Genomic DNA, 17,694 nt, shown 5'->3' with positions numbered 1-17,694 from the left:
CGCCTGCGGGAGACGGCTATGCAGTGGTTGCGGGACATGTGGACGAGGGAGGGGCCGGGCATTCCGAAGGATGCTCCGAAGAGGACCGGCCTTGCTTTGTTCGCCGAGATCCTCGTCCGCGAGTGGTGGGAGATGGTCAAGCTGAACTTCCTCTTCATCCTGGCCGGCCTCTTCGTCGTGACGCTGCCGGCAGCGCTCGCCGCCATGGCCCGGGTCTCGGTGGCTCTCGTGGAAGACCGCAACACCTATCTGCTGCGGGACTTCACAGAGGCCTTTCTGCGCTACTTCTGGCGCGCCACCGCCTGGGGGCTGGCTTTGGCGGTCGCTCTCGCCGTCTGCATCCATGCGATCGCAACCTATGGCGCCGGCGCGCGGGACAATCTGTTGCTGAGCGCACCGCTGACGGTCGCGCTCGTCGCCACCGCCTTCGTCGCGGTCCTCGCCTGCCATCTCGTCATTCTCATGGTGATGCGCGATCTGCCGGCTCTCCAACTGCTGCGCCTCGCCGCCCTCGCCTCCGTCGTCCGCCCTTTCCCGGCGCTCGCGGCGCTCGCCTTTACCGCCGGCCTATGGCTGGCGCACATCCTCTTCTATCCGGTTTCGGTGTTCATGCCGGCAACCTTCAATTTTTCACTCGGAATGTTCGCCGTCGCATTCGGCGTCCATCGGACGGCGGTGATGGTTCTGGAGCAATTCCAGCAAAAGTGCGCAGCGGTTTTGCGTCCTGAATTGCGCGAAAACCAAAAGAGACACCTGCCAAACGCAACACAGCCGCACCGCGAACCGCATAGACGAGACGCTTCATAAAATAACTGATCCAGAGATGATCCAGGGAAGGAGAACGGGAATGTATTTGGATAAATTCGGGGGGACGGTGAAACTTGCCGTGGCAGGTTTCACCTTGGCGGCGATGACGGCCGGGGCAGCGTTTGCCCAGGACGCCGTGACGCTCAAATGGGCTTTGTGGGATTGGGACAAGACCGCCTATTACAAGCCGCTGATCGAGGCCTATCAGGCCAAGCATCCCAACGTGAAGTTCGAGCCGATGGATCTCGGCTCGCAAGACTACCAGCAGATGATCTCAACGCAGCTGACCGGCGGCTCCAAGGACATCGACATCGTCACCATCAAGGATGTGCCGGGCTACACCAATCTGGTGCGCGCCGGCAACATCGCCGATCTCAGCGGCTTCGTGAAGGATCAGAAAATCGACCCGGCTCCCTATGGCGGCCTGATCGAGGAACTGACCATCGACGGCAAAGTCTACTCCCTGCCGTTCCGGTCCGACTTCTGGGTCGTCTATTACAACAAGGATATATTCGACAAGGCAGGCGTCCCCTACCCCACCAATGACATGACCTGGGCGCAGTTCGACGCGACCGCCGAGAAGCTTTCGGGCGGCATGGGCACCAACAAGACCTACGGCGCGCTTCTGCACACCTGGCGGTCGACCGTTCAGCTGCCCGCCATCCTCGACGGAAAACACACGCTTGTCGATGGCGACTACGGCTTCCTGAAGCCCTGGTACGAGAGGGCGCTGACCCTGCAGAAGGATGGCGCGATTCCCTCCTATGCCTTCCTGAAGACGTCGAACACACATTATTCGGCGCTCTTCTTCAATGGCACGATCGGCATGCTGCCTATGGGAACCTGGTTCGTCGGCACCCAGATCACCAAGGTGAAATCGGGTGAATCGAAGAGCAAGAACTGGGGCATCGTCAAGTTCCCGCATCCCGACGGTGTGGCAACCGGCACGACCGCTGCGCAGATCTCGGGCCTGGCGGTCAACGCCAATTCCGTTCACAAGGAGGCCGCGCTCGATTTCATCAAGTTCGTCACCGGTCCTGAGGGCGCAGCAGTCATCGCCTCGACGGGTACCTTCCCTGCGCTCAAGACGGATGACGTCAGCGCCAAGATCGCGGCAACACCCGGCTTTCCTGAGGATGCGGCCAGCAAGGAGGCGCTGAAGCCGTCGAAAACCTACCTGGAGATGGCGGTCAACCCGAACGCCGCCAAGATCGAGGTCGTGCTCAACCGTGCGCATGACGCGATCATGACCGACAGCACCTCCGTCGATGACGGGCTGAAGGAAATGACTGAAGGCGTGAAGGCCATCAAGTAAGCGTCCAGAAATGTCGAAGGCCGCGAGCAATATCTGCCCGCGGCCGATCCTGTTTTTCATGAATTTCGAGCCTGACAATGATTTATGATCCCGCCCGGGCCAATCCGCTTTTCGGCAATCCCCTGAAGACACGCGACGACCTCGCCAAGGCCGTCATCGATCTCTTCGCGCCGCTACTGCCGTATTTTTCCGAAGGCGGCGCCCGTGTGCGCCTCGGTGCGGCCGCCGCGATCTTCGATCGGGCGGCGGCGGATCTGGAGGGATTTGCGCGGCCGCTCTGGGGGATCGTTCCGCTCGTCGCCGGCGGCGGCACGTTCCCGCACTGGGATCTCTATCGCCGCGGGCTGGCAAACGGCACCAATCCTGCTCATCCCGAATATTGGGGCGATCTTGCCGACCGCAATCAGCGGCTGGTCGAGCTCGCCGCGGTCGGCTTCGCCCTGGCGCTCGTGCCCGAGCACATCTGGGAACCGCTCGACGACAGCGAGAAGAAGACGGTCGCTGCCTATCTTCTCAGAGCGCGCGAGTTGGAATTCATAGACAATAACTGGAAATTCTTCCGTGTGCTCATCGATCTCGGGCTGGAACGCGTGAGCGTGGCGTTCGATCACCGGAAAACCATCGCCTATCTCGACGAACTGGAGGCCTTCGACCTCGGGGACGGTTGGTATCGCGACGGGCCGGTCCGGCGGGTCGATCATTACATTCCCTTCGCCATGCATTTCTACGGCCTGATCTATGCGGTACTGGCCAAGGGCGACGAGGCGCGCAAGGATCGCTTCCGCGATCGCGCTGAGATCTTCGCCAGGGATATCCGCCACTGGTTCGGCCCCGATGGCGCAGCCCTTGCCTTCGGCCGCAGCCAGACCTACCGCTTCGCGGCAGGAGGTTTCTGGGGCGCGCTTGCCTTTGCCTGCGTCGAAGCCCTGCCCTGGGCAGAGATCAAGGGCTATTACATGCGCCATATCCGCTGGTGGTCGGCGATGCCGATTGCCGATCGCGACGGCGTTCTTTCGGTCGGTTACGGCTATCCGAACCTCTTCATGAGCGAGAGCTACAACTCTCCCGGCTCGCCCTATTGGGCGCTGAAATTCTTCCTGCCGCTCGCTCTTCCGCAGGGTCATCCGTTCTGGACCGCCGAGGAGGCACCGCAGCCGGAATTTCCGGAGCCGGTTACGTTGAAGCCGGCGGGCATGGTCGCCATGCACACGCCGGGAAACGTGGTCGTACTCTCCTCGGGGCAGCAGCACGACAAGATGCTCGGCGCAAACGAGAAATATTCGAAATTCGTCTATTCCACACGCTATGCCTTCAACATCGAAGCCGACGACCGGAATTTCTCCGCCGCAAGTTTCGACGGCATGCTCGGCCTCTCCGATGACGGCGTCCATTTCCGCATGCGGGAAACTCTCGAAGAGGCGTTGATCGCTGGTGACCTGCTCTATTCGCGCTGGCGCCCCTGGAGCGATGTCACCATCGAAACCTGGCTGCTTCCCGAAAACCCGTGGCACATCCGCATTCACCGCATCGCCACGCCGCGCACCCTCAGTACCATCGAGGGCGGCTTTGCGATCGAACGCGCGGATTTCAATGCCGATCGCTCCGATGTAAGCGATGGCCGGGCCGTCTGGTACGGACAGACCGACGTCAGCGCCATCGTCGATCTATCGCCCCATCCGAGGGCCGGCCATGCGATGAGCCCGATACCGAACACCAATCTCATCCACGCCAAGACCCTGCTGCCGCAGCTGCGCGGTGAAATCGGCCCCGGAACCACCGTGCTCGCAACTGCGGCAATGGCCCTGTCCAGCCGCGAGAACTGGGCAAAGGCGCTCAACCCGCCGGCCTGCCCTCGCCTCGACGAGGTGGAGCGGCTCTTTCGCGAGAAAGGCGTACAGGTTCCGGCATTCGCCCTCGGGACGTAGCTTGGAGGCACTGGCTTTCGGGTTTCGACCGCAAGCCAGACGGTTGATTATCGTGCGGTCAACTCGGAACGGTATGCTTCAGCGATGCGCTGCGCCAACTGTGCCATTTGATCGTCAGGTATCTGCAGAACCCCGTACTCCGCCATCAGTGCATGGTATTGCTGCTCTTCAAGACGCACACCTGAGGGCAAGGGAACGACATGAAAATGCAGGTGGCTATTGGCTTGTTGGCTGCCGAGCGAAAGCACATAAATTCGCTCGGCGTCGAACACGCTCTTGAGGGCACGCGACAAGACGTGCACCTTCTCCTGTAGTCGAAGATATTCATCTGTCGACATGTCCCACGCCAGATCCTCACGGTGCTCTCTTGGACAGACGAGGCAATAACCGGGCAGAGTGGGATATTTGCTCAGGAAGATGATGGTCTCGTCGTCTTCAAAAACGCGATGGTGAAAGAAGTCAGGGGCATTCCTGACCAAGCCGCAGATAAAGCATGGCCTTGTTCCGATGTCCTGCGCATAAGCCTTGAGATCAAATGGTCGGCGTTCGATCATTCTAAACCTTTGTCGTCTCACGCGCCGAGGCGTATCCGATCGTCAAATTGGTGCGACAACCGATATTGGGAAGTCAAATCGATCCTGCCATCAAATCTGTCCACTGGCGCATATGCGAGGCTATGGTCATCCTGACACTCCCATTGCAATCGACTTTGCATGAATTAAGTGATATTGAGATGTTCATCACCAATCTCACGTGGCCGAAATGACCGAAGCTCTCTTTTCCGAATTTCTCATGATTGATCGGTCGTCCGCCAACGACGGGCGAACCGTGCCATTGGCTGGCCACCGGCGCAAAGGCGTTGCTCCAGAACGGACCTCGGATGAAAACGCTCTGCGTGATGCGTTCGCGGATGCCTTCCTGCAGACCCTGACGAAGTTCGCCGTCGATCGATCTGCTTTTCCTGAGAACGCGGACCCCGAACTCGCGAAGCTCGCCAGGGCGATTGCAAATGTTGCGGTCGGGGATTCCGTGGTAATCCGCTTGAAACCCGATCTGCCGGAAGGACATCGCAGATCCGTCAAGACCTTCTTCCAGACGATGGTCCGCGTCAGCGGCTCGCTGGAAGAAAGCCGCCTGGAAGATGCGATCAACAAGCTCGCGGATGTTATCCTGCCTGATGAGCTTGGCGAGGCGCGCGGCGTGCTCGCAGCGGACAATCTGGAGGTCAGGGATCGCTTCATCGCTGAGGTGCCGCAGCTCACCAGCGCGGAGATCGGAAACCGCGCCGGCTCAAGCGCGAGAAACCTGTACGCGACTGCGGCGCGCTGGAAGAAAGCCGGCGACATTTTCTCAGTACATCATCGCGGCACCGAATATTTTCCGGCGTTTCAGCTCCGGGACGGACGGCCGCATCCTGCGATCAAGAAGGCGCTTGTGGCGCTTCCGGAAAACCTGTCTCCATGGCAGCGCGCATTCTGGTTCGTTTCAACGAACGGCTGGCTGGACGACAAGGCGCCCATGGATGCGCTTGACGATATCGACGCGGTGGCTGCTGCCGCGGCCCGTGAACGGCAAGAGGTCATTGGGTGAGCCACCCTCCTCTGCCATGCCCGCCGTCTCCTTTTCCAACGATCAACATCCGGACGATCAAGGCGGGTACGGCGCTTCATCGGACCCATCTGTCTTCGTTCCGGGCAGGGCAATTCAATCTCTGCAAGGGACAGCCGACGCGCTTTGCGCCGTTCAACGACGCGCACGGCAATTGTGTCGCAACGCTCTATGCGGCAACGAGCAGAGAGGCGGCCGCCTTCGAGTCGATCTTTCACGACATCGAACCGGCCGCCGCTTTCAAGACCGTCCGGCTAGCCGTTGTCGAAGCGCGGACGGTGAGCGTCATCGCGCCAAAGCGTGATCTACGGTTGGCAAGCCTTTTCGCACCCGATTTGAAAGCCTGGAAACTCAGTCGAACCGATCTCATCGAAACGCCGAAGTCGACATATGGCGAGACCGTCCTGTGGGCCGAAGCCATTCATCGGGCGCGCGCAGACATTGACGGGTTGATCTGGACGTCCCGCCAGTGCGACCCCGAACAATGCATGATCCTGTTCGAGGATCGCATGACAGAGGATCGGCTCGACGTCGTTCAATCCATTGACGCCGGTACGGATGTTGGTCTCCTTCTCGAGCTGCGGGACTACGGGCGCCGTGCGGGCATAACGATCATATCTTAGCGCCAATGACGCTCGCTGACTCCGGAACCGTCACCAAAGCTATTCTCAAAAACCAATGCGCGCTCAACGCGGTCGTCGCATAATATTTTCGAATTACTCCATAATTATATTTATATCTTCAACTAATGAATAAGAAAAACCCACTCTTCGCAACATTGCTGTAATGAAATCCGGCAAAGCGCAGCAGCATACTCAGCCTTCAGTTTCCGAGATCTTGAGAGGAGACCGCAATGCCCACCATAATGATCTATCACGACGTCAAAGACACGAAACACTGGCTCGCTTCGCCCATCCGCAAACAGGTATTGGAACCCGTCGGCGTGACGAACATTCGCACGTTCACAGACCCTCAAACGTCCAACCGCGTCGGCTTGGTCATGGACGTTGCAGATATGGAAAAGTTGATGGCCTTCATGCAGACCAAGGCAGCGGCCGATGCGATGGCGAGTGACGGTGTCTTGCCCGAGACCATGACGTTCCTCGTGCAATCGTAACACGCGTCTCAACCAAACTTGGAAATGCAACGCGGGAGGATGATATGACGACATTATTCGTGAGGCACGAGGTCTCCGACTACGCCACTTGGCGCAAGACGTATGATGCGTTTCATCAGGTGCAGAAGGCCAACGGGGTGACGGCGCAAGCCGTTTATCGCGCCATCGACAATCCGAACGATATTACCGTCACCCACGAGTTCGCCACGTTTGAAGCGGCGCAGGCATTCAGCAAGTTGGACGAGCTGAAGACGGCGATGCGCACGGGAGGCGTGCTCGGCGCGCCGACAGTGTGGTTTACCAACAAAGCATGAGATAGGCCAAAACGGCCTCCGCCGCGGTGCAACGGAGGCCGCCGGCTCTCAATGCATGACATGGAGGCGGGTAGTGGACGCTTGCCAGATTGCCGACCTTGATGGCAGTTGCCGGCGAACGTAAAATTATGACCCGCTCGTTATGTCGCGCAGGAGATCCAGGCCGCGTTGGTATTTTTCCGTTTTCTTGCCGGCCTGTTCGGCCTGCCGGAGATTGTCTTCGAGATCGGCCCGCTTGACGGGCAAGGACAACGGGTTTGATGCCGCACGTCTGACGAAGTCGTCGTCCGGCTCGTCCGGCCGCCGTGTCAGAGCATTCACCGCCGAGATGATCGCCGGCGGAAAGCCTTCTTCCCTCAGCCTGTCGAGCGTCCAGCCGCTTCCCTTTTCGACAACGTCATGAAGGTAGGCGACCGTTCGCGTCTCGTCACCAGAAACCAGAAGGGCTACCCGCTGGCAGTGCTCGAAGAACGGCCGGCCGGTTTTGTCCGCCTTACCTTCATGGGCTGTAAGAGCGATCTGGATGGCATGGTCGAGATGCTGCATGGCGATCACGGTCCCTCTGTCTTCCTGATCTTCCGTCGGGAAGGCTTTTCGCCCGTCGTCATCTCGATGTCAGGGACGGGGGCCATCGCGGCCTGGACAGGCCTCGCTCGTGGGCGATCGAGATCGCCGCTCTCACCGGCGCCTTGAAGCAGTGCTGCATCATCCCTGTCGTCTTCATCAAGCAGGTTCTGCAGCGTCTCATTCTCATCCTCGCCGGCCAGTTCGTCACAGGCTTGAAGCCAGTGGCGCTGATCGGCGCCGTCCGGGCGGCCCTCGGCCTCCCAGATTTCGTAGGCACGGCGACGGATCTGCTCGTGCTTGTCTATAGCCATGATCGCCTCCAAGCGCATTTCATCCGAAGAACGAGCCCAGCCGCTTTCACGGCGTGTTGATGGTTGGAAGAAAATCCTCCACCTGTTTGCGCTTATCCTTCGAAAGCGTCTCCACCCGTTCCTTCCAGAACCGCTCAGCCTCGGGTGGATCCTCATCCCATTGGCGAACATCGGTGATGTTGTCGTCGATCATGGACCGACGGTGGCCGCCGAGGCTGAGATATTCTTTCGCAAGCTTCAGGCTTGGGTTTTCAGTGTCGCTATCGCGGCCTGATGTCGAACTCGCGTTGCGCCGGGCATTTTCCAATGCCCTTTTACGATCGGTCTCGGCTCGCTCCGTATCGGCGGAACGCGCGTCATCTGTCCCGCTCTCGGGCGGCACGTTTAATCTGGAAGTCACCATGGATCACCTCTCGATGTTGTGATCCACTAACCTTTGCAAGCAGTGAGAGTTCCGCGTGGGTGGAGATTGATTTGAGCGAGCGCCCCGCACCGCCCGGCAATCAATGAACGGCCATACTCACCATTCGATAGGGGTGCACGGCTTCGAATTGCGAGATCATCGCCGTCGCCTGCTGAAATACGAGCTCGGCATTTTCCGGATCATCACGGGCGAGTTCATCGGCGTTGACGCGGATCGTTTCGGCCATATTGTTGGAAAGTGCGGCAAACTGCGTGTTGCCTTCGACATAGGCCTCGCGAGCCGTCTCCTCCAGCGTACGAGCGATATCGACGAGGATTTCCTCGCGTTCCTCGATACTGAGGTCTTTGATGATATTGGTCTTCTCTTCCATGTCACTCACTCCAAAAAGACGTGGGACGATGACCGAGCTTGAACAAGCCTCGATCATCAAAGAGTTGGGAATGCCGAAATCCGGATTCAAGCCTCAATCCTGCTGGAACTCGCCTCCGGCACCACGCCGTCGCCTTCGTTATTCGAACGCGGGAGGCGATTTTCTGTTCCCTGCCGGGCGTTAGCACTCACGAGCAGGGAGTGCCAATTTTTCTTCCATCACCTCTTGAATTGCAAAACCATCGAACCAAATCATTCTCGCAAGGCTCGCGCGCGAGCACCCGCCCGGATTGGTCATCCGGTCCGGCTAAGGACAACGTCATCACTGTTTATCGATGGAGGAAGACATGTCGTTCCGACCGCTTCATGACCGCATTCTCGTCCGCCGGGTCGATTCAGAGGAAAAGACCAAGGGCGGCATCATCATTCCCGACACTGCCAAGGAAAAGCCGCAGGAAGGCGAGGTCATCGCCGTCGGCCCCGGCGCACGCAACGACGCCGGCCAGATCCAGGCACTCGACGTCAAGCCCGGCGATCGCATCCTGTTCGGAAAATGGTCCGGCACCGAGATCAAGATCAATGGCGAGGATCTGCTGATCATGAAGGAAAGCGACGTGATGGGCATCATCGAAACCCAGGGCGAAAAGAAGCAGGCCGCATGAGATCCCTGCTGACATCCGTCCACGCTGGAGCGCTTCAGCTTTTCATGGAAACGCAGAACCGCTCCAACATTTTATTTCTGACGCAATTCCGAACGGAAAACCCCTTCGTACTTTCCTGGAATTGCTCTGGCTGCCTATGAAGGAGTGAGGACATGGCTGCTAAAGAAATCAAATTCAGCACCGAAGCCCGCGAGAAGATGTTGCGTGGTGTCGACATCCTGGCCAACGCCGTGAAAGCGACCCTCGGCCCGAAAGGCCGCAACGTCGTGATCGAAAGATCCTTCGGCGCCCCGCGCATCACCAAGGACGGCGTTTCGGTCGCCAAGGAAATCGAACTCGAAGACAAGTTCGAAAACATGGGCGCCCAGATGGTCCGCGAAGTTGCTTCGAAGACCAGCGACGTCGCCGGCGACGGCACCACGACGGCAACGGTGCTGGCCCAGGCAATCGTCAAGGAGGGCGCCAAGGCCGTGACTTCGGGCATGAACCCGATGGACCTGAAACGCGGCATCGATCTTGCGGTCGCCGCCATCGTCGCGGAACTGAAGGCCAACGCCCGCAAGATCTCCAACAATTCCGAAATCGCCCAGGTCGGCACAATCTCCGCCAATGGCGATGCCGAAATCGGCCACTTTTTGGCGGAAGCCATGGAAAAGGTCGGCAATGATGGCGTGATCACCGTCGAAGAAGCAAAGACTGCGGAGACCGAACTCGAAGTCGTCGAAGGCATGCAGTTCGATCGCGGCTATCTCAGCCCCTACTTCGTCACCAATGCCGACAAGATGCGGGTCGAGTTCGAAGACCCGTATATTCTCATCCATGAGAAGAAGCTGTCAAACCTGCAATCGATGCTGCCGGTGCTCGAAGCCGTCGTCCAATCCAGCAAGCCGCTCCTCATCATCGCTGAAGATGTCGAAGGCGAAGCTCTCGCAACGCTCGTCGTCAACAAGCTGCGCGGCGGCCTGAAGATTGCTGCCGTCAAGGCGCCGGGCTTCGGCGACCGCCGCAAGGCCATGCTCGAAGACATCGCGATCCTGACCGCCGGCACCGTCATCTCCGAAGATCTCGGCATCAAGCTCGAATCCGTCACGCTCGACATGCTCGGCCGTGCCAAGAAGGTCTCGATCGAGAAGGAAAACACCACGATCGTCGATGGGTCAGGCGCCAAGTCCGACATCCAAGGTCGTGTGGCCCAGATCAGGGCTCAGATCGAAGAAACCACCTCCGACTATGACCGAGAGAAGCTGCAGGAGCGCCTTGCCAAGCTCGCTGGCGGCGTTGCCGTCATCCGCGTCGGCGGCTCGACGGAAGTTGAGGTGAAGGAAAAGAAGGATCGCGTCGACGACGCGCTTCATGCCACCCGTGCTGCGGTCGAGGAAGGCATCCTGCCGGGCGGCGGCGTGGCGCTGCTGCGCGCCGTCAAGGCGCTCGACAATATCAAGACCGCCAATGGCGACCAGCGCGTCGGTGTCGACATCGTTCGCCGCGCGGTCGAGGCGCCGGCTCGCCAGATCGCCGAGAACGCCGGCGCAGAAGGTTCGATCATCGTCGGCAAGCTACGCGAGAACTCCGATTTCTCCTACGGCTGGAATGCTCAGACGGGCGAATATGGCGACCTTTATGCGCAGGGCGTCATCGATCCGGCCAAGGTGGTTCGCACCGCGCTGCAGGATGCGGCCTCCATCGCCGGCCTTCTCGTCACGACGGAAGCCATGATTGCCGAGAAGCCCAAGAAGGACGCGCCGCCGCCGATGCCCGCCGGCCCCGGCATGGATTTCTAGAATCTCGCCCGCCCGCACCGCCGGGCGGGCCTTTTCCGAGGGAATAGAGATGGTTCAGACGATCAAAAACCGATCGCAGGTGCCGCTGGACTCCCGCGATCTTGCAACCTGCCAGCGCGTCTTCGACAAGTTCAGTGCCGATTACGGGGTGGCAAGGAACAGCGACGAAGCCGAACGAATGGCCAGCATCATCATCGAGCTCTACCGACAGGGCGTGCGCGACCCCGATCACCTGCAGTCGATGGTCGAGGCGGCCCGCGGCCTCTTCGAAACGAGCGAGCGCCCGCCTACTGCTCCGGGAATTTGACCATGCTGCCGCCGCCGGTCGCCTGGTCCGTCGGGAAGACTTCAATTCGGGCGACGTCAGCGGTTTCGAACGCATCAGCCCGGATAGGCTTTTCGCCGCTTTCGTCGGACAGTCCCTGAGCGCGTCGGCCTCGGCCGACGGCGTAAACCCTCAGCCCATCTCGCGTAGCCTGTCGACCCGCTCGCAGCACCAGTGACCACGCCGCGACGGAGTGGCTCCGACATAGATCTCGCATCTGCTGACGACGACGTTTTCGCCGGTGACATGTTCGGCCTCGATGACGCTCCATGCCGCCACCTCGACCGGCTCGGGCCGCGCACCCGGCCGCGCTGGCCTTAGCCAGCTCCGGCAAGAACTCGAATTCCCTTTGCGCGGTCCGTCGCGGAACTGGCGGGTCCGGCGGAATTGACAAGGATCGGATCTTTTGAGCATTTCTGGGAGAATGATTCCACGTCTCCAGCCGAACGCTTCAATCCCCCTTCCCCCCGCGGATTTCTTCCAACGGCTCGTTGAGGCAGGCTTCGACGGTGACATCGAGACCGGCCCGGCAAGCCGGACTGTGTTTTCGACCGACAATTCCATCTATCAGGTCGAGCCGGCCGGCATCCTTTTCCCAAAGGGCATCGAAGACCTGCAGATCACGGCGGCCGTGCTGTCGGAGCCGGCTTTTCGGGGGATCACCGTCGCGCCGCGCGGCGGCGGAACCGGCACGAACGGTCAATCTCTCACCTCAGGCATCGTCGTCGACTGCTCGCGACACATGAATTCCATTCTCGAGATCGACCCGATCAGGAAAATTGCGCGGGTCCAGGCAGGCGTGGTCAAGGATCAGCTGAACCAGGCGTTGAAGCCCTACGGCCTGTTTTTTGCGCCTGAACTCTCCACCTCCAATCGCGCCACCATCGGCGGCATGGTCTCCACCGATGCCTGCGGCCAGGGTTCATGCCTCTACGGCAAGACCAGCAACCATGTGCTGGGATTGCGCATCGTGCTTGCGGATGGGACCGACTGGTGGTCCCGCCCGCTCGATGCGGAGGCACTCACGGAGATCGCCGCGCGCCAGGATCGCGTCGGCGAGATCCACAGGACGGTCGACCGCATCGCGCGCGAAAAACGGGACCGGATCACCGATATTTTTCCGAAACTCAACCGCTATATGACCGGTTACGATCTCGCGCACATCCGGCGCGGCGACGGACGCTTCGACCTCAATGCCATCCTCTGCGGCTCGGAGGGAACGCTGGCGATGATCGCCGAAGCCGAACTTAACCTTCTGCCGATCCCCGCCCATGCGGCACTGATCAATATTCGCTACGGGGACTTCAACACTGCATTGGAGGATGCCCGCACGCTCGTCGCGTTGAAGGTCGCCTCAGTGGAAACGGTCGATGAAAAAGTTCTAGGCCTCGCCAGGAGCGACATCGTCTGGACCGGCATTGCCCGCTTTTTTCCCGACGATGCCGGCCGAACCACAAACGGCATCAATATCGCGGAAGTGCTCGCCGACGATGAAGCCGAACTCGACCGCAAGCTGGCCGAAGTGACTGCCGCGCTTGCTGCGGGCGCAAATGCGCATCACATGGGTTATACGATTGCGCGGGATCATGCCGATGTCGAGGCGATCTGGTCGATGCGCAAACGGGCGGTCGGCCTGCTCGGCAATGTGGACGGACCGGTCAGGCCTGTCGCCTTCGTCGAGGACACCGCCGTGCCGCCGGAAAACCTCGCGGCCTATATCCGCGAGTTCCGCGCATTGCTTGATGGCGCGGGCCTTTCCTACGGCATGTTCGGCCATGTCGATGCCGGCGTCCTGCACGTGCGGCCTGCCCTCGATCTCACCCGTGATGACCATGTCCGGCTGGTCCGGGAGGTCAGCGATGCCGTCGTGGCGCTGACGCGTAGATATGGCGGCGTGCTCTGGGGGGAACACGGCAAGGGGGTGCGTTCCGAATATGTGCCGGAATTTTTCGGCGACCTCTATCCCAGCCTGCAGGAGATCAAACGGGCTTTCGATCCGGAAAACCGCCTCAACCCGGGCAAGATCGCAACCCCTTCCGGCGAGCAAGCACTGCTGAAGATCGACGACGTTCCGCTGCGGGGAGATACCGACCGCATCATCGGCAACGAGATCCGCGCAGCCTTTGACAATGCCGCCTATTGCAACGGCAACGGCGCCTGTTTCGATTTCGACGAAACGAGCCCGATGTGCCCCTCCTATAAGGCGACACGCGACCGGCGTTTTTCACCCAAGGGCCGCGCCGCCCTGATGCGGGAATGGCTGAGGCTGCTTGCCGAGAAGGGCATCGATCCCCGCCAGGAGGCAAAGCGCTTGCGGCGAAGCGGCCCGCTCGCGAGCTTCGCGCGGCGCGCCTTCAACTCGCTGAACCCTCAAAATCGCGACGACTTTTCCCACGAGGTCCGCGTTTCGATGGATACCTGTCTGGCGTGCAAGGCCTGCGCGGGGCAATGTCCCGTGAAAGTCAGCGTCCCGGCCTTCCGCTCCAAATTCCTGGAACTTTATTACGGACGCTACCTCCGTCCGCTGAAGGATCCGCTGGTGGCAGCCATTGAAACCACCCTGCCCCTGGTCCACCGGATACGACCTGCCTACAACCTGGTCGTCGGCACGCGAGCCGGCAGGATGATGATGCGCGTCGCCGGACTGACGTCCCTGCCCCGTCTGCCGGCGATCTCTCTGGCGAAGGAAGCCGCCCGCCTTGGCGTGCCGCTTGCGACCCTTCGGCAAATCGAGGCCTTGTCGCCGCGTGAGAGGGAGCGGAGCGTCATCTTCGTCGCCGATGCGTTTACCGCCTATTTCGATCCTGAGGTCGCCCTCGCCGCAATCGGGCTCGCACGGAAAATGGGGCTTTCGCCCTTCCTCGCAGCATCCCACGTCAATGGCAAAGCCCTGCACGTTCATGGCTATCTCGGACGTTTCGAGGCTGCGGCAGGGCGGACCGCGCACTATCTGCAACGGCTGGATGATACGGGCGTGGCGCTGGTCGGGCTCGATCCGTCGATGACGCTCGCCTTTCGCAGCGAATACAAGGAGGTGCTGAAGGCGACCATTCTCCTTCCGCAGGAATGGCTGGTCGCCAATCTCGACCGGCTTGCCGCTTCCCCCTCCACCATCATAGGCAGGAGCTTCCGGTTGATGGCCCACTGCACCGAACGCACCAATGCGCCTGGCTCAATCGCACAATGGAAAAAAGTGTTCGAGAGCCTCGGCATCGATCTTCAGGCAGTGCAAACCGGCTGTTGCGGAATGGCCGGCACCTTTGGTCACGAGGCCAGTAATCGGGCGATTTCCGAGCGCCTCTATGCGATGAGCTGGAAGCCAGAGCTTGATGTGGCAGGCGAAGGCGATATCCTCATGGCAACGGGATATTCCTGCCGCTCTCAGGTGAAGGAAATCGACGACAAGCGCATTTCCCATCCGTTTCAGGTCATCGATCGGATAATTGCTGAAAAGCCAGACTTCGCGCAATAGGGGGCACTCAGATACCTTGCCGAGAAACGGAACTGCTTCAACACGTTACGCCTCACCATACATCAATAATGATGATCTCGGCCGGACGCATCAGGATGCTTTTCCCCGAAGAACGGTCATGTGCTCGTGCTGCACTTCGTTCGCGTCGTTTAGCACCGCGCACCAAAGCCTGTTGCCGAGCCGAAGCGACACCCGCTTGGTGCCCTCATGTTCAGCCGTGCCGACTTCCACCGTGCTGACGACGGAGCCATGTCGCATGTGACGGCGGAGCGCGGCCAGCGACAGTCCGAACCGCTCCGCAAGTTCGGATGACTCCAGGATGAAATCGCCATTTGCATCACGCTCGATCAACACCGGCTTATTCTCCCACCGCTTTACATATCGATGACAAACCGGCTCAGGCCACTGCCGGGATCGCATTATCTTCCTTTGGCAGCAATCGCGCCACTGCGCTCAGCAGATCCGTCTGCGATATCAGGCCAAGGATCCGATAATCGTCATCGACAATGATGACCGCATGCGTGTGCCCGTCCGTCAGAACGGGCAACAGCGACAGAGCAGGATCCGAAGGTCTGGCCACCGCCGGCCTCGCGATCGCATGCGCGATGGTCTCGGTGCTCATCGACAATTCCCGCAAGCCGACAGCGCCGACGAGACGGCCCTCCGGGTCCTTCACCGGCAAGGTGCGGATATTATGCTTCAAAAGAAGATGCCGTGCGGCATCCGGCTCCGAAGCTTCGCCAATGGCGATCACGTCACGCGACATGATATCGGCACAGCTGATCTTGCCGTTTGAGCGGATGGCCGCTTGCAGCTCGACCTGCTGCAACAGCCGGCCGAGGTCTGCCCGGTCGATATCGAAGGTTTCGTCGAGCGCTTCGAGGGCCGCATCGACATCCTCCTCGCGAAAACCGACCCGCACGGCCGATGGCAGGTCGATTGTCTGATGGGTATTCTCCGCGGATTTCGGAACGACGTGCGGATAATTCCGCTTGGAAAGCTTGTGGAACAACAAGCCAAGGCCGACGAGAATGCAGGAGTTCAAAGCGACGGGCACGAAAGGAAAGAGGAATCCCCAGCCGGCAACGACAGGACCGCCGAGCACGGCGGTCAGTGCAGCGGCTCCTCCCGGTGGATGCAGGCAGCGCGTGAAGGACATCGCGCCGATGGCAAGCGAAACGCCGACGCCGGTCGCGATGATCGGATCGCGAATGAAGTAGGCGGCAATAATCCCCATCAGGGCGGAAATCGTATTGCCGCCGATGATTGACCATGGCTGCGCCAGCGGACTTGCCGGCACCGCGAAAAGAAGCACCGCGGACGCCCCCATCGGCGCGACGATCAGGGGAAGATGCGGCCCCTGGCCGAACAGATAGCCGCTGATGACGCCGGTGAGACCAATGGCCAGCAAGGCGCCGAGACATCCAATCAATCGCTCTCGTAAGGTCGCACCGGCCAGAATAGGTGAAAACAAACGGAAGCGGCGGAAGCGGCTCGGTCCCACCTTCGGGGAAACGGGATACTGCATGACAAGACCAATTTTAAGCGAGGATTATCTGGCGGCGAGGGAGGAAGACGTTCGGGCTAGTTTGTCGCCAGCCTGATATCTCTGCCCTTTGTCGCGCTGAGGACTTCGTGGAATGCGTTGAACGCGCTTGGGCGATCATTCCTGCGGTAGACGAGCAGCGTCTCGACAGGCCCGAGCTGATGGGTCTGGACAGGCGTCGGCCAGTGCATGAGATCAAGGACGGATCGCGGCATGACGCCCGCCGTATTGCCGGTCGCAACGCTCGCCAGGATAGCGTGATAGGAGCCGAGTTCGCTCGTCGGCAGGGCGCTCGATTTGCGCGCCCAGTTTTCGGCGATCCGGCGATAGGTGCAGCCGGGTTCCAAAGCGGCGAGTGATCCGACACGCAGGTCTGCGGCGGATTTGATGGAGGGATGCCCGGACGGCAACACGATCAACAGGTCCTCGACAAAAACCGGCTCCATCTCCAGCGCCTTAAGTTCGGCATCGAAGCTCGGGTCTTCCTCGCGCATCGTCTTCGGCGGGCGGGCAATCAGCGCGCAATCCAGCGCATTGGAGAGAACGTCGCGGGTCAGATCGCGGGACGCCCCCATCGTCAGATGAAGTGACACATCAGGCCACATTTGATTGAATTGCGTCAGCGCAGCCGGCAGCCTGCTTGCCGCCGTGCTCTCCATGGTGCCGACCCGCAATGTCCCCGATGGGGCGAGAGGCCGCACGGCCTGGCGCGCTTCGAGCGCAAGCGCCATAAGCCGGTTGGCATAGGCGAGAAACGTCTCGCCCTCACGTGTCAACGTCATCTTCTTGCCGTCACGGCTGAAGAGCGAAACGCCGAGGTCCTCCTCCAATTGCTGGACGCGCGTCGTCACATTCGACGGCACCCGCCCTACGGCCTTGGCAGCCTTGGTAACACTGCGGTCGCTGGCAACGGCGAGGAATATCTCGATCGATGAAAGGTCCAATGAAAGGATCTCGTTTCCGGAATTAAGACGATAGATAATTCTCTATATAAAAATCATTGCCTCAGCTCAAGCCGGTTTCGGCATCGGACCAAAATCATGAGCCCAAGCAGACGAACGATTGCCGAAAAAAGGGTCGCGACGCCGAGGAAATAGCCATGCAAGCCGCGACATGGCCTCTGTTGGATGACGTTTTGAGGGTTTGAGGCT

20 protein-coding genes are annotated in these 17,694 nt (G+C 60.2%); 11 read left to right on the top strand and 9 right to left on the bottom strand.

Annotated features, from left to right (window positions below; genetic code table 11):
- Positions 1-18 precede the first annotated feature (18 nt).
- The 3 genes from J3P73_RS27280 (at position 19) to J3P73_RS27270 (ending at position 4,047) form a co-directional block, all read left to right on the top strand.
- On the top strand, positions 19-807 hold the full coding sequence (locus tag J3P73_RS27280) for a DUF624 domain-containing protein (protein ID WP_024319639.1): 789 nt from the start codon (positions 19-21) through the stop codon (positions 805-807).
- 40 nt (positions 808-847) lie between these two features.
- Positions 848-2,122, top strand: a complete 1,275-nt coding sequence (locus J3P73_RS27275; protein ID WP_024319638.1) for an ABC transporter substrate-binding protein — start codon at positions 848-850, stop codon at positions 2,120-2,122.
- Positions 2,123-2,199: 77 nt separating this feature from the next.
- Entirely contained in the window at positions 2,200-4,047 is a 1,848-nt protein-coding gene (locus J3P73_RS27270) for a DUF2264 domain-containing protein (protein WP_130687432.1), read from the top strand.
- A gap of 47 nt (positions 4,048-4,094) precedes the next feature.
- On the opposite strand, the gene J3P73_RS27265 is transcribed toward J3P73_RS27270, so the two are convergent.
- Positions 4,095-4,601: an HIT family protein gene (locus tag J3P73_RS27265; protein ID WP_018072964.1), complete on the bottom strand. Its 507-nt coding sequence runs from the start codon at positions 4,599-4,601 to the stop codon at positions 4,095-4,097.
- 208 nt (positions 4,602-4,809) lie between these two features.
- Between J3P73_RS27265 and J3P73_RS27260 the strand changes: the two genes are divergently transcribed.
- From J3P73_RS27260 to J3P73_RS27245, 4 genes are all read left to right on the top strand, one after another.
- Entirely contained in the window at positions 4,810-5,637 is an 828-nt protein-coding gene (locus J3P73_RS27260) for a hypothetical protein (protein ID WP_018072963.1), read from the top strand.
- Positions 5,634-6,278 (top strand): RES family NAD+ phosphorylase, encoded by a 645-nt coding sequence (locus J3P73_RS27255; RefSeq protein ID WP_207580022.1) that lies wholly within the window; start codon positions 5,634-5,636, stop codon positions 6,276-6,278. The genes J3P73_RS27260 and J3P73_RS27255 overlap by 4 nt, the downstream gene beginning before the upstream one ends.
- Before the next feature lie 230 nt (positions 6,279-6,508).
- Entirely contained in the window at positions 6,509-6,772 is a 264-nt protein-coding gene (locus tag J3P73_RS27250) for a hypothetical protein (RefSeq protein ID WP_011649410.1), read from the top strand.
- Between the two features lie 44 nt (positions 6,773-6,816).
- The gene (locus J3P73_RS27245) at positions 6,817-7,086 is read left to right on the top strand and encodes a hypothetical protein (protein ID WP_018072961.1); all 270 of its coding nucleotides are present in this window, start codon (positions 6,817-6,819) and stop codon (positions 7,084-7,086) included.
- A gap of 126 nt (positions 7,087-7,212) precedes the next feature.
- On the opposite strand, the gene J3P73_RS27240 is transcribed toward J3P73_RS27245, so the two are convergent.
- The 4 genes from J3P73_RS27240 to J3P73_RS27225 all read right to left on the bottom strand — a co-directional run bounded on the left by J3P73_RS27240 (position 7,213) and on the right by J3P73_RS27225 (position 8,758).
- Positions 7,213-7,632, bottom strand: coding sequence for an HD domain-containing protein (locus tag J3P73_RS27240; RefSeq protein WP_029767294.1), 420 nt, complete (start codon positions 7,630-7,632; stop codon positions 7,213-7,215).
- A gap of 5 nt (positions 7,633-7,637) precedes the next feature.
- A complete protein-coding gene (locus tag J3P73_RS27235; RefSeq protein ID WP_024319635.1) occupies positions 7,638-7,964 on the bottom strand; it encodes a DUF2934 domain-containing protein in 327 nt (108 codons plus the stop codon).
- A gap of 46 nt (positions 7,965-8,010) precedes the next feature.
- Positions 8,011-8,367 (bottom strand): hypothetical protein, encoded by a 357-nt coding sequence (locus J3P73_RS27230; RefSeq protein WP_018072958.1) that lies wholly within the window; start codon positions 8,365-8,367, stop codon positions 8,011-8,013.
- A 100-nt stretch (positions 8,368-8,467) separates the two neighbouring features.
- Positions 8,468-8,758 carry a hypothetical protein gene (locus J3P73_RS27225; RefSeq protein ID WP_018072957.1) on the bottom strand — a complete coding sequence of 97 codons (291 nt, stop codon included), beginning with the start codon at positions 8,756-8,758 and terminating at the stop codon, positions 8,468-8,470.
- Between the two features lie 346 nt (positions 8,759-9,104).
- On the opposite strand from J3P73_RS27225, the gene J3P73_RS27220 reads away from it, so the two are divergent.
- The 3 genes from J3P73_RS27220 to J3P73_RS27210 all read left to right on the top strand — a co-directional run bounded on the left by J3P73_RS27220 (position 9,105) and on the right by J3P73_RS27210 (position 11,507).
- Positions 9,105-9,419 (top strand): co-chaperone GroES, encoded by a 315-nt coding sequence (locus J3P73_RS27220; protein WP_017991466.1) that lies wholly within the window; start codon positions 9,105-9,107, stop codon positions 9,417-9,419.
- Positions 9,420-9,571: 152 nt separating this feature from the next.
- Entirely contained in the window at positions 9,572-11,200 is a 1,629-nt protein-coding gene (gene groL, locus J3P73_RS27215; RefSeq protein ID WP_018072956.1) for a chaperonin GroEL, read from the top strand.
- Between the two features lie 49 nt (positions 11,201-11,249).
- A complete protein-coding gene (locus J3P73_RS27210; protein ID WP_018072955.1) occupies positions 11,250-11,507 on the top strand; it encodes a hypothetical protein in 258 nt (85 codons plus the stop codon).
- A gap of 150 nt (positions 11,508-11,657) precedes the next feature.
- On the opposite strand, the gene J3P73_RS27205 is transcribed toward J3P73_RS27210, so the two are convergent.
- Positions 11,658-11,804 carry a hypothetical protein gene (locus J3P73_RS27205; protein WP_165448373.1) on the bottom strand — a complete coding sequence of 49 codons (147 nt, stop codon included), beginning with the start codon at positions 11,802-11,804 and terminating at the stop codon, positions 11,658-11,660.
- 145 nt (positions 11,805-11,949) lie between these two features.
- On the opposite strand from J3P73_RS27205, the gene ydiJ reads away from it, so the two are divergent.
- Positions 11,950-14,997 (top strand): D-2-hydroxyglutarate dehydrogenase YdiJ, encoded by a 3,048-nt coding sequence (gene ydiJ / locus J3P73_RS27200; RefSeq protein WP_130676257.1) that lies wholly within the window; start codon positions 11,950-11,952, stop codon positions 14,995-14,997.
- A gap of 90 nt (positions 14,998-15,087) precedes the next feature.
- On the opposite strand, the gene J3P73_RS27195 is transcribed toward ydiJ, so the two are convergent.
- From J3P73_RS27195 to J3P73_RS27185, 3 genes are read right to left on the bottom strand one after another with little or no spacing between them, the layout of a single operon-like run.
- Entirely contained in the window at positions 15,088-15,351 is a 264-nt protein-coding gene (locus J3P73_RS27195; protein WP_018072952.1) for a DUF6522 family protein, read from the bottom strand.
- Positions 15,352-15,394: 43 nt separating this feature from the next.
- Positions 15,395-16,525 (bottom strand): HPP family protein, encoded by a 1,131-nt coding sequence (locus tag J3P73_RS27190; RefSeq protein WP_024319633.1) that lies wholly within the window; start codon positions 16,523-16,525, stop codon positions 15,395-15,397.
- Between the two features lie 56 nt (positions 16,526-16,581).
- Positions 16,582-17,487: a LysR substrate-binding domain-containing protein gene (locus J3P73_RS27185; protein WP_024319632.1), complete on the bottom strand. Its 906-nt coding sequence runs from the start codon at positions 17,485-17,487 to the stop codon at positions 16,582-16,584.
- Positions 17,488-17,694 lie beyond the last annotated feature (207 nt).

The sequence above is a fragment of the Rhizobium ruizarguesonis genome, assembly GCF_017357285.1.
Classification (GTDB): Bacteria; Pseudomonadota; Alphaproteobacteria; order Rhizobiales; family Rhizobiaceae; genus Rhizobium; species Rhizobium ruizarguesonis.
Note: the sequence above shows the minus strand (reverse complement) of the source record. Positions and strands in the feature narration are given on the sequence as shown.

Coding starts and splice junctions, on each gene's coding strand:
- J3P73_RS27270 (WP_130687432.1), top strand. CDS start 2,200: ATGATTTATGATCCCGCCCGGGCCAATCCGCTTTTCGGCAATCCCCTG.
- J3P73_RS27250 (WP_011649410.1), top strand. CDS start 6,509: ATGCCCACCATAATGATCTATCACGACGTCAAAGACACGAAACACTGG.
- J3P73_RS27190 (WP_024319633.1), bottom strand. CDS start 16,525: ATGCAGTATCCCGTTTCCCCGAAGGTGGGACCGAGCCGCTTCCGCCGC.
- J3P73_RS27240 (WP_029767294.1), bottom strand. CDS start 7,632: ATGCAGCATCTCGACCATGCCATCCAGATCGCTCTTACAGCCCATGAA.
- J3P73_RS27280 (WP_024319639.1), top strand. CDS start 19: ATGCAGTGGTTGCGGGACATGTGGACGAGGGAGGGGCCGGGCATTCCG.
- J3P73_RS27235 (WP_024319635.1), bottom strand. CDS start 7,964: ATGGCTATAGACAAGCACGAGCAGATCCGTCGCCGTGCCTACGAAATC.
- J3P73_RS27260 (WP_018072963.1), top strand. CDS start 4,810: ATGACCGAAGCTCTCTTTTCCGAATTTCTCATGATTGATCGGTCGTCC.
- J3P73_RS27210 (WP_018072955.1), top strand. CDS start 11,250: ATGGTTCAGACGATCAAAAACCGATCGCAGGTGCCGCTGGACTCCCGC.
- J3P73_RS27220 (WP_017991466.1), top strand. CDS start 9,105: ATGTCGTTCCGACCGCTTCATGACCGCATTCTCGTCCGCCGGGTCGAT.
- J3P73_RS27275 (WP_024319638.1), top strand. CDS start 848: ATGTATTTGGATAAATTCGGGGGGACGGTGAAACTTGCCGTGGCAGGT.
- groL (WP_018072956.1), top strand. CDS start 9,572: ATGGCTGCTAAAGAAATCAAATTCAGCACCGAAGCCCGCGAGAAGATG.
- J3P73_RS27225 (WP_018072957.1), bottom strand. CDS start 8,758: ATGGAAGAGAAGACCAATATCATCAAAGACCTCAGTATCGAGGAACGC.
- J3P73_RS27245 (WP_018072961.1), top strand. CDS start 6,817: ATGACGACATTATTCGTGAGGCACGAGGTCTCCGACTACGCCACTTGG.
- ydiJ (WP_130676257.1), top strand. CDS start 11,950: ATGATTCCACGTCTCCAGCCGAACGCTTCAATCCCCCTTCCCCCCGCG.
- J3P73_RS27265 (WP_018072964.1), bottom strand. CDS start 4,601: ATGATCGAACGCCGACCATTTGATCTCAAGGCTTATGCGCAGGACATC.
- J3P73_RS27230 (WP_018072958.1), bottom strand. CDS start 8,367: ATGGTGACTTCCAGATTAAACGTGCCGCCCGAGAGCGGGACAGATGAC.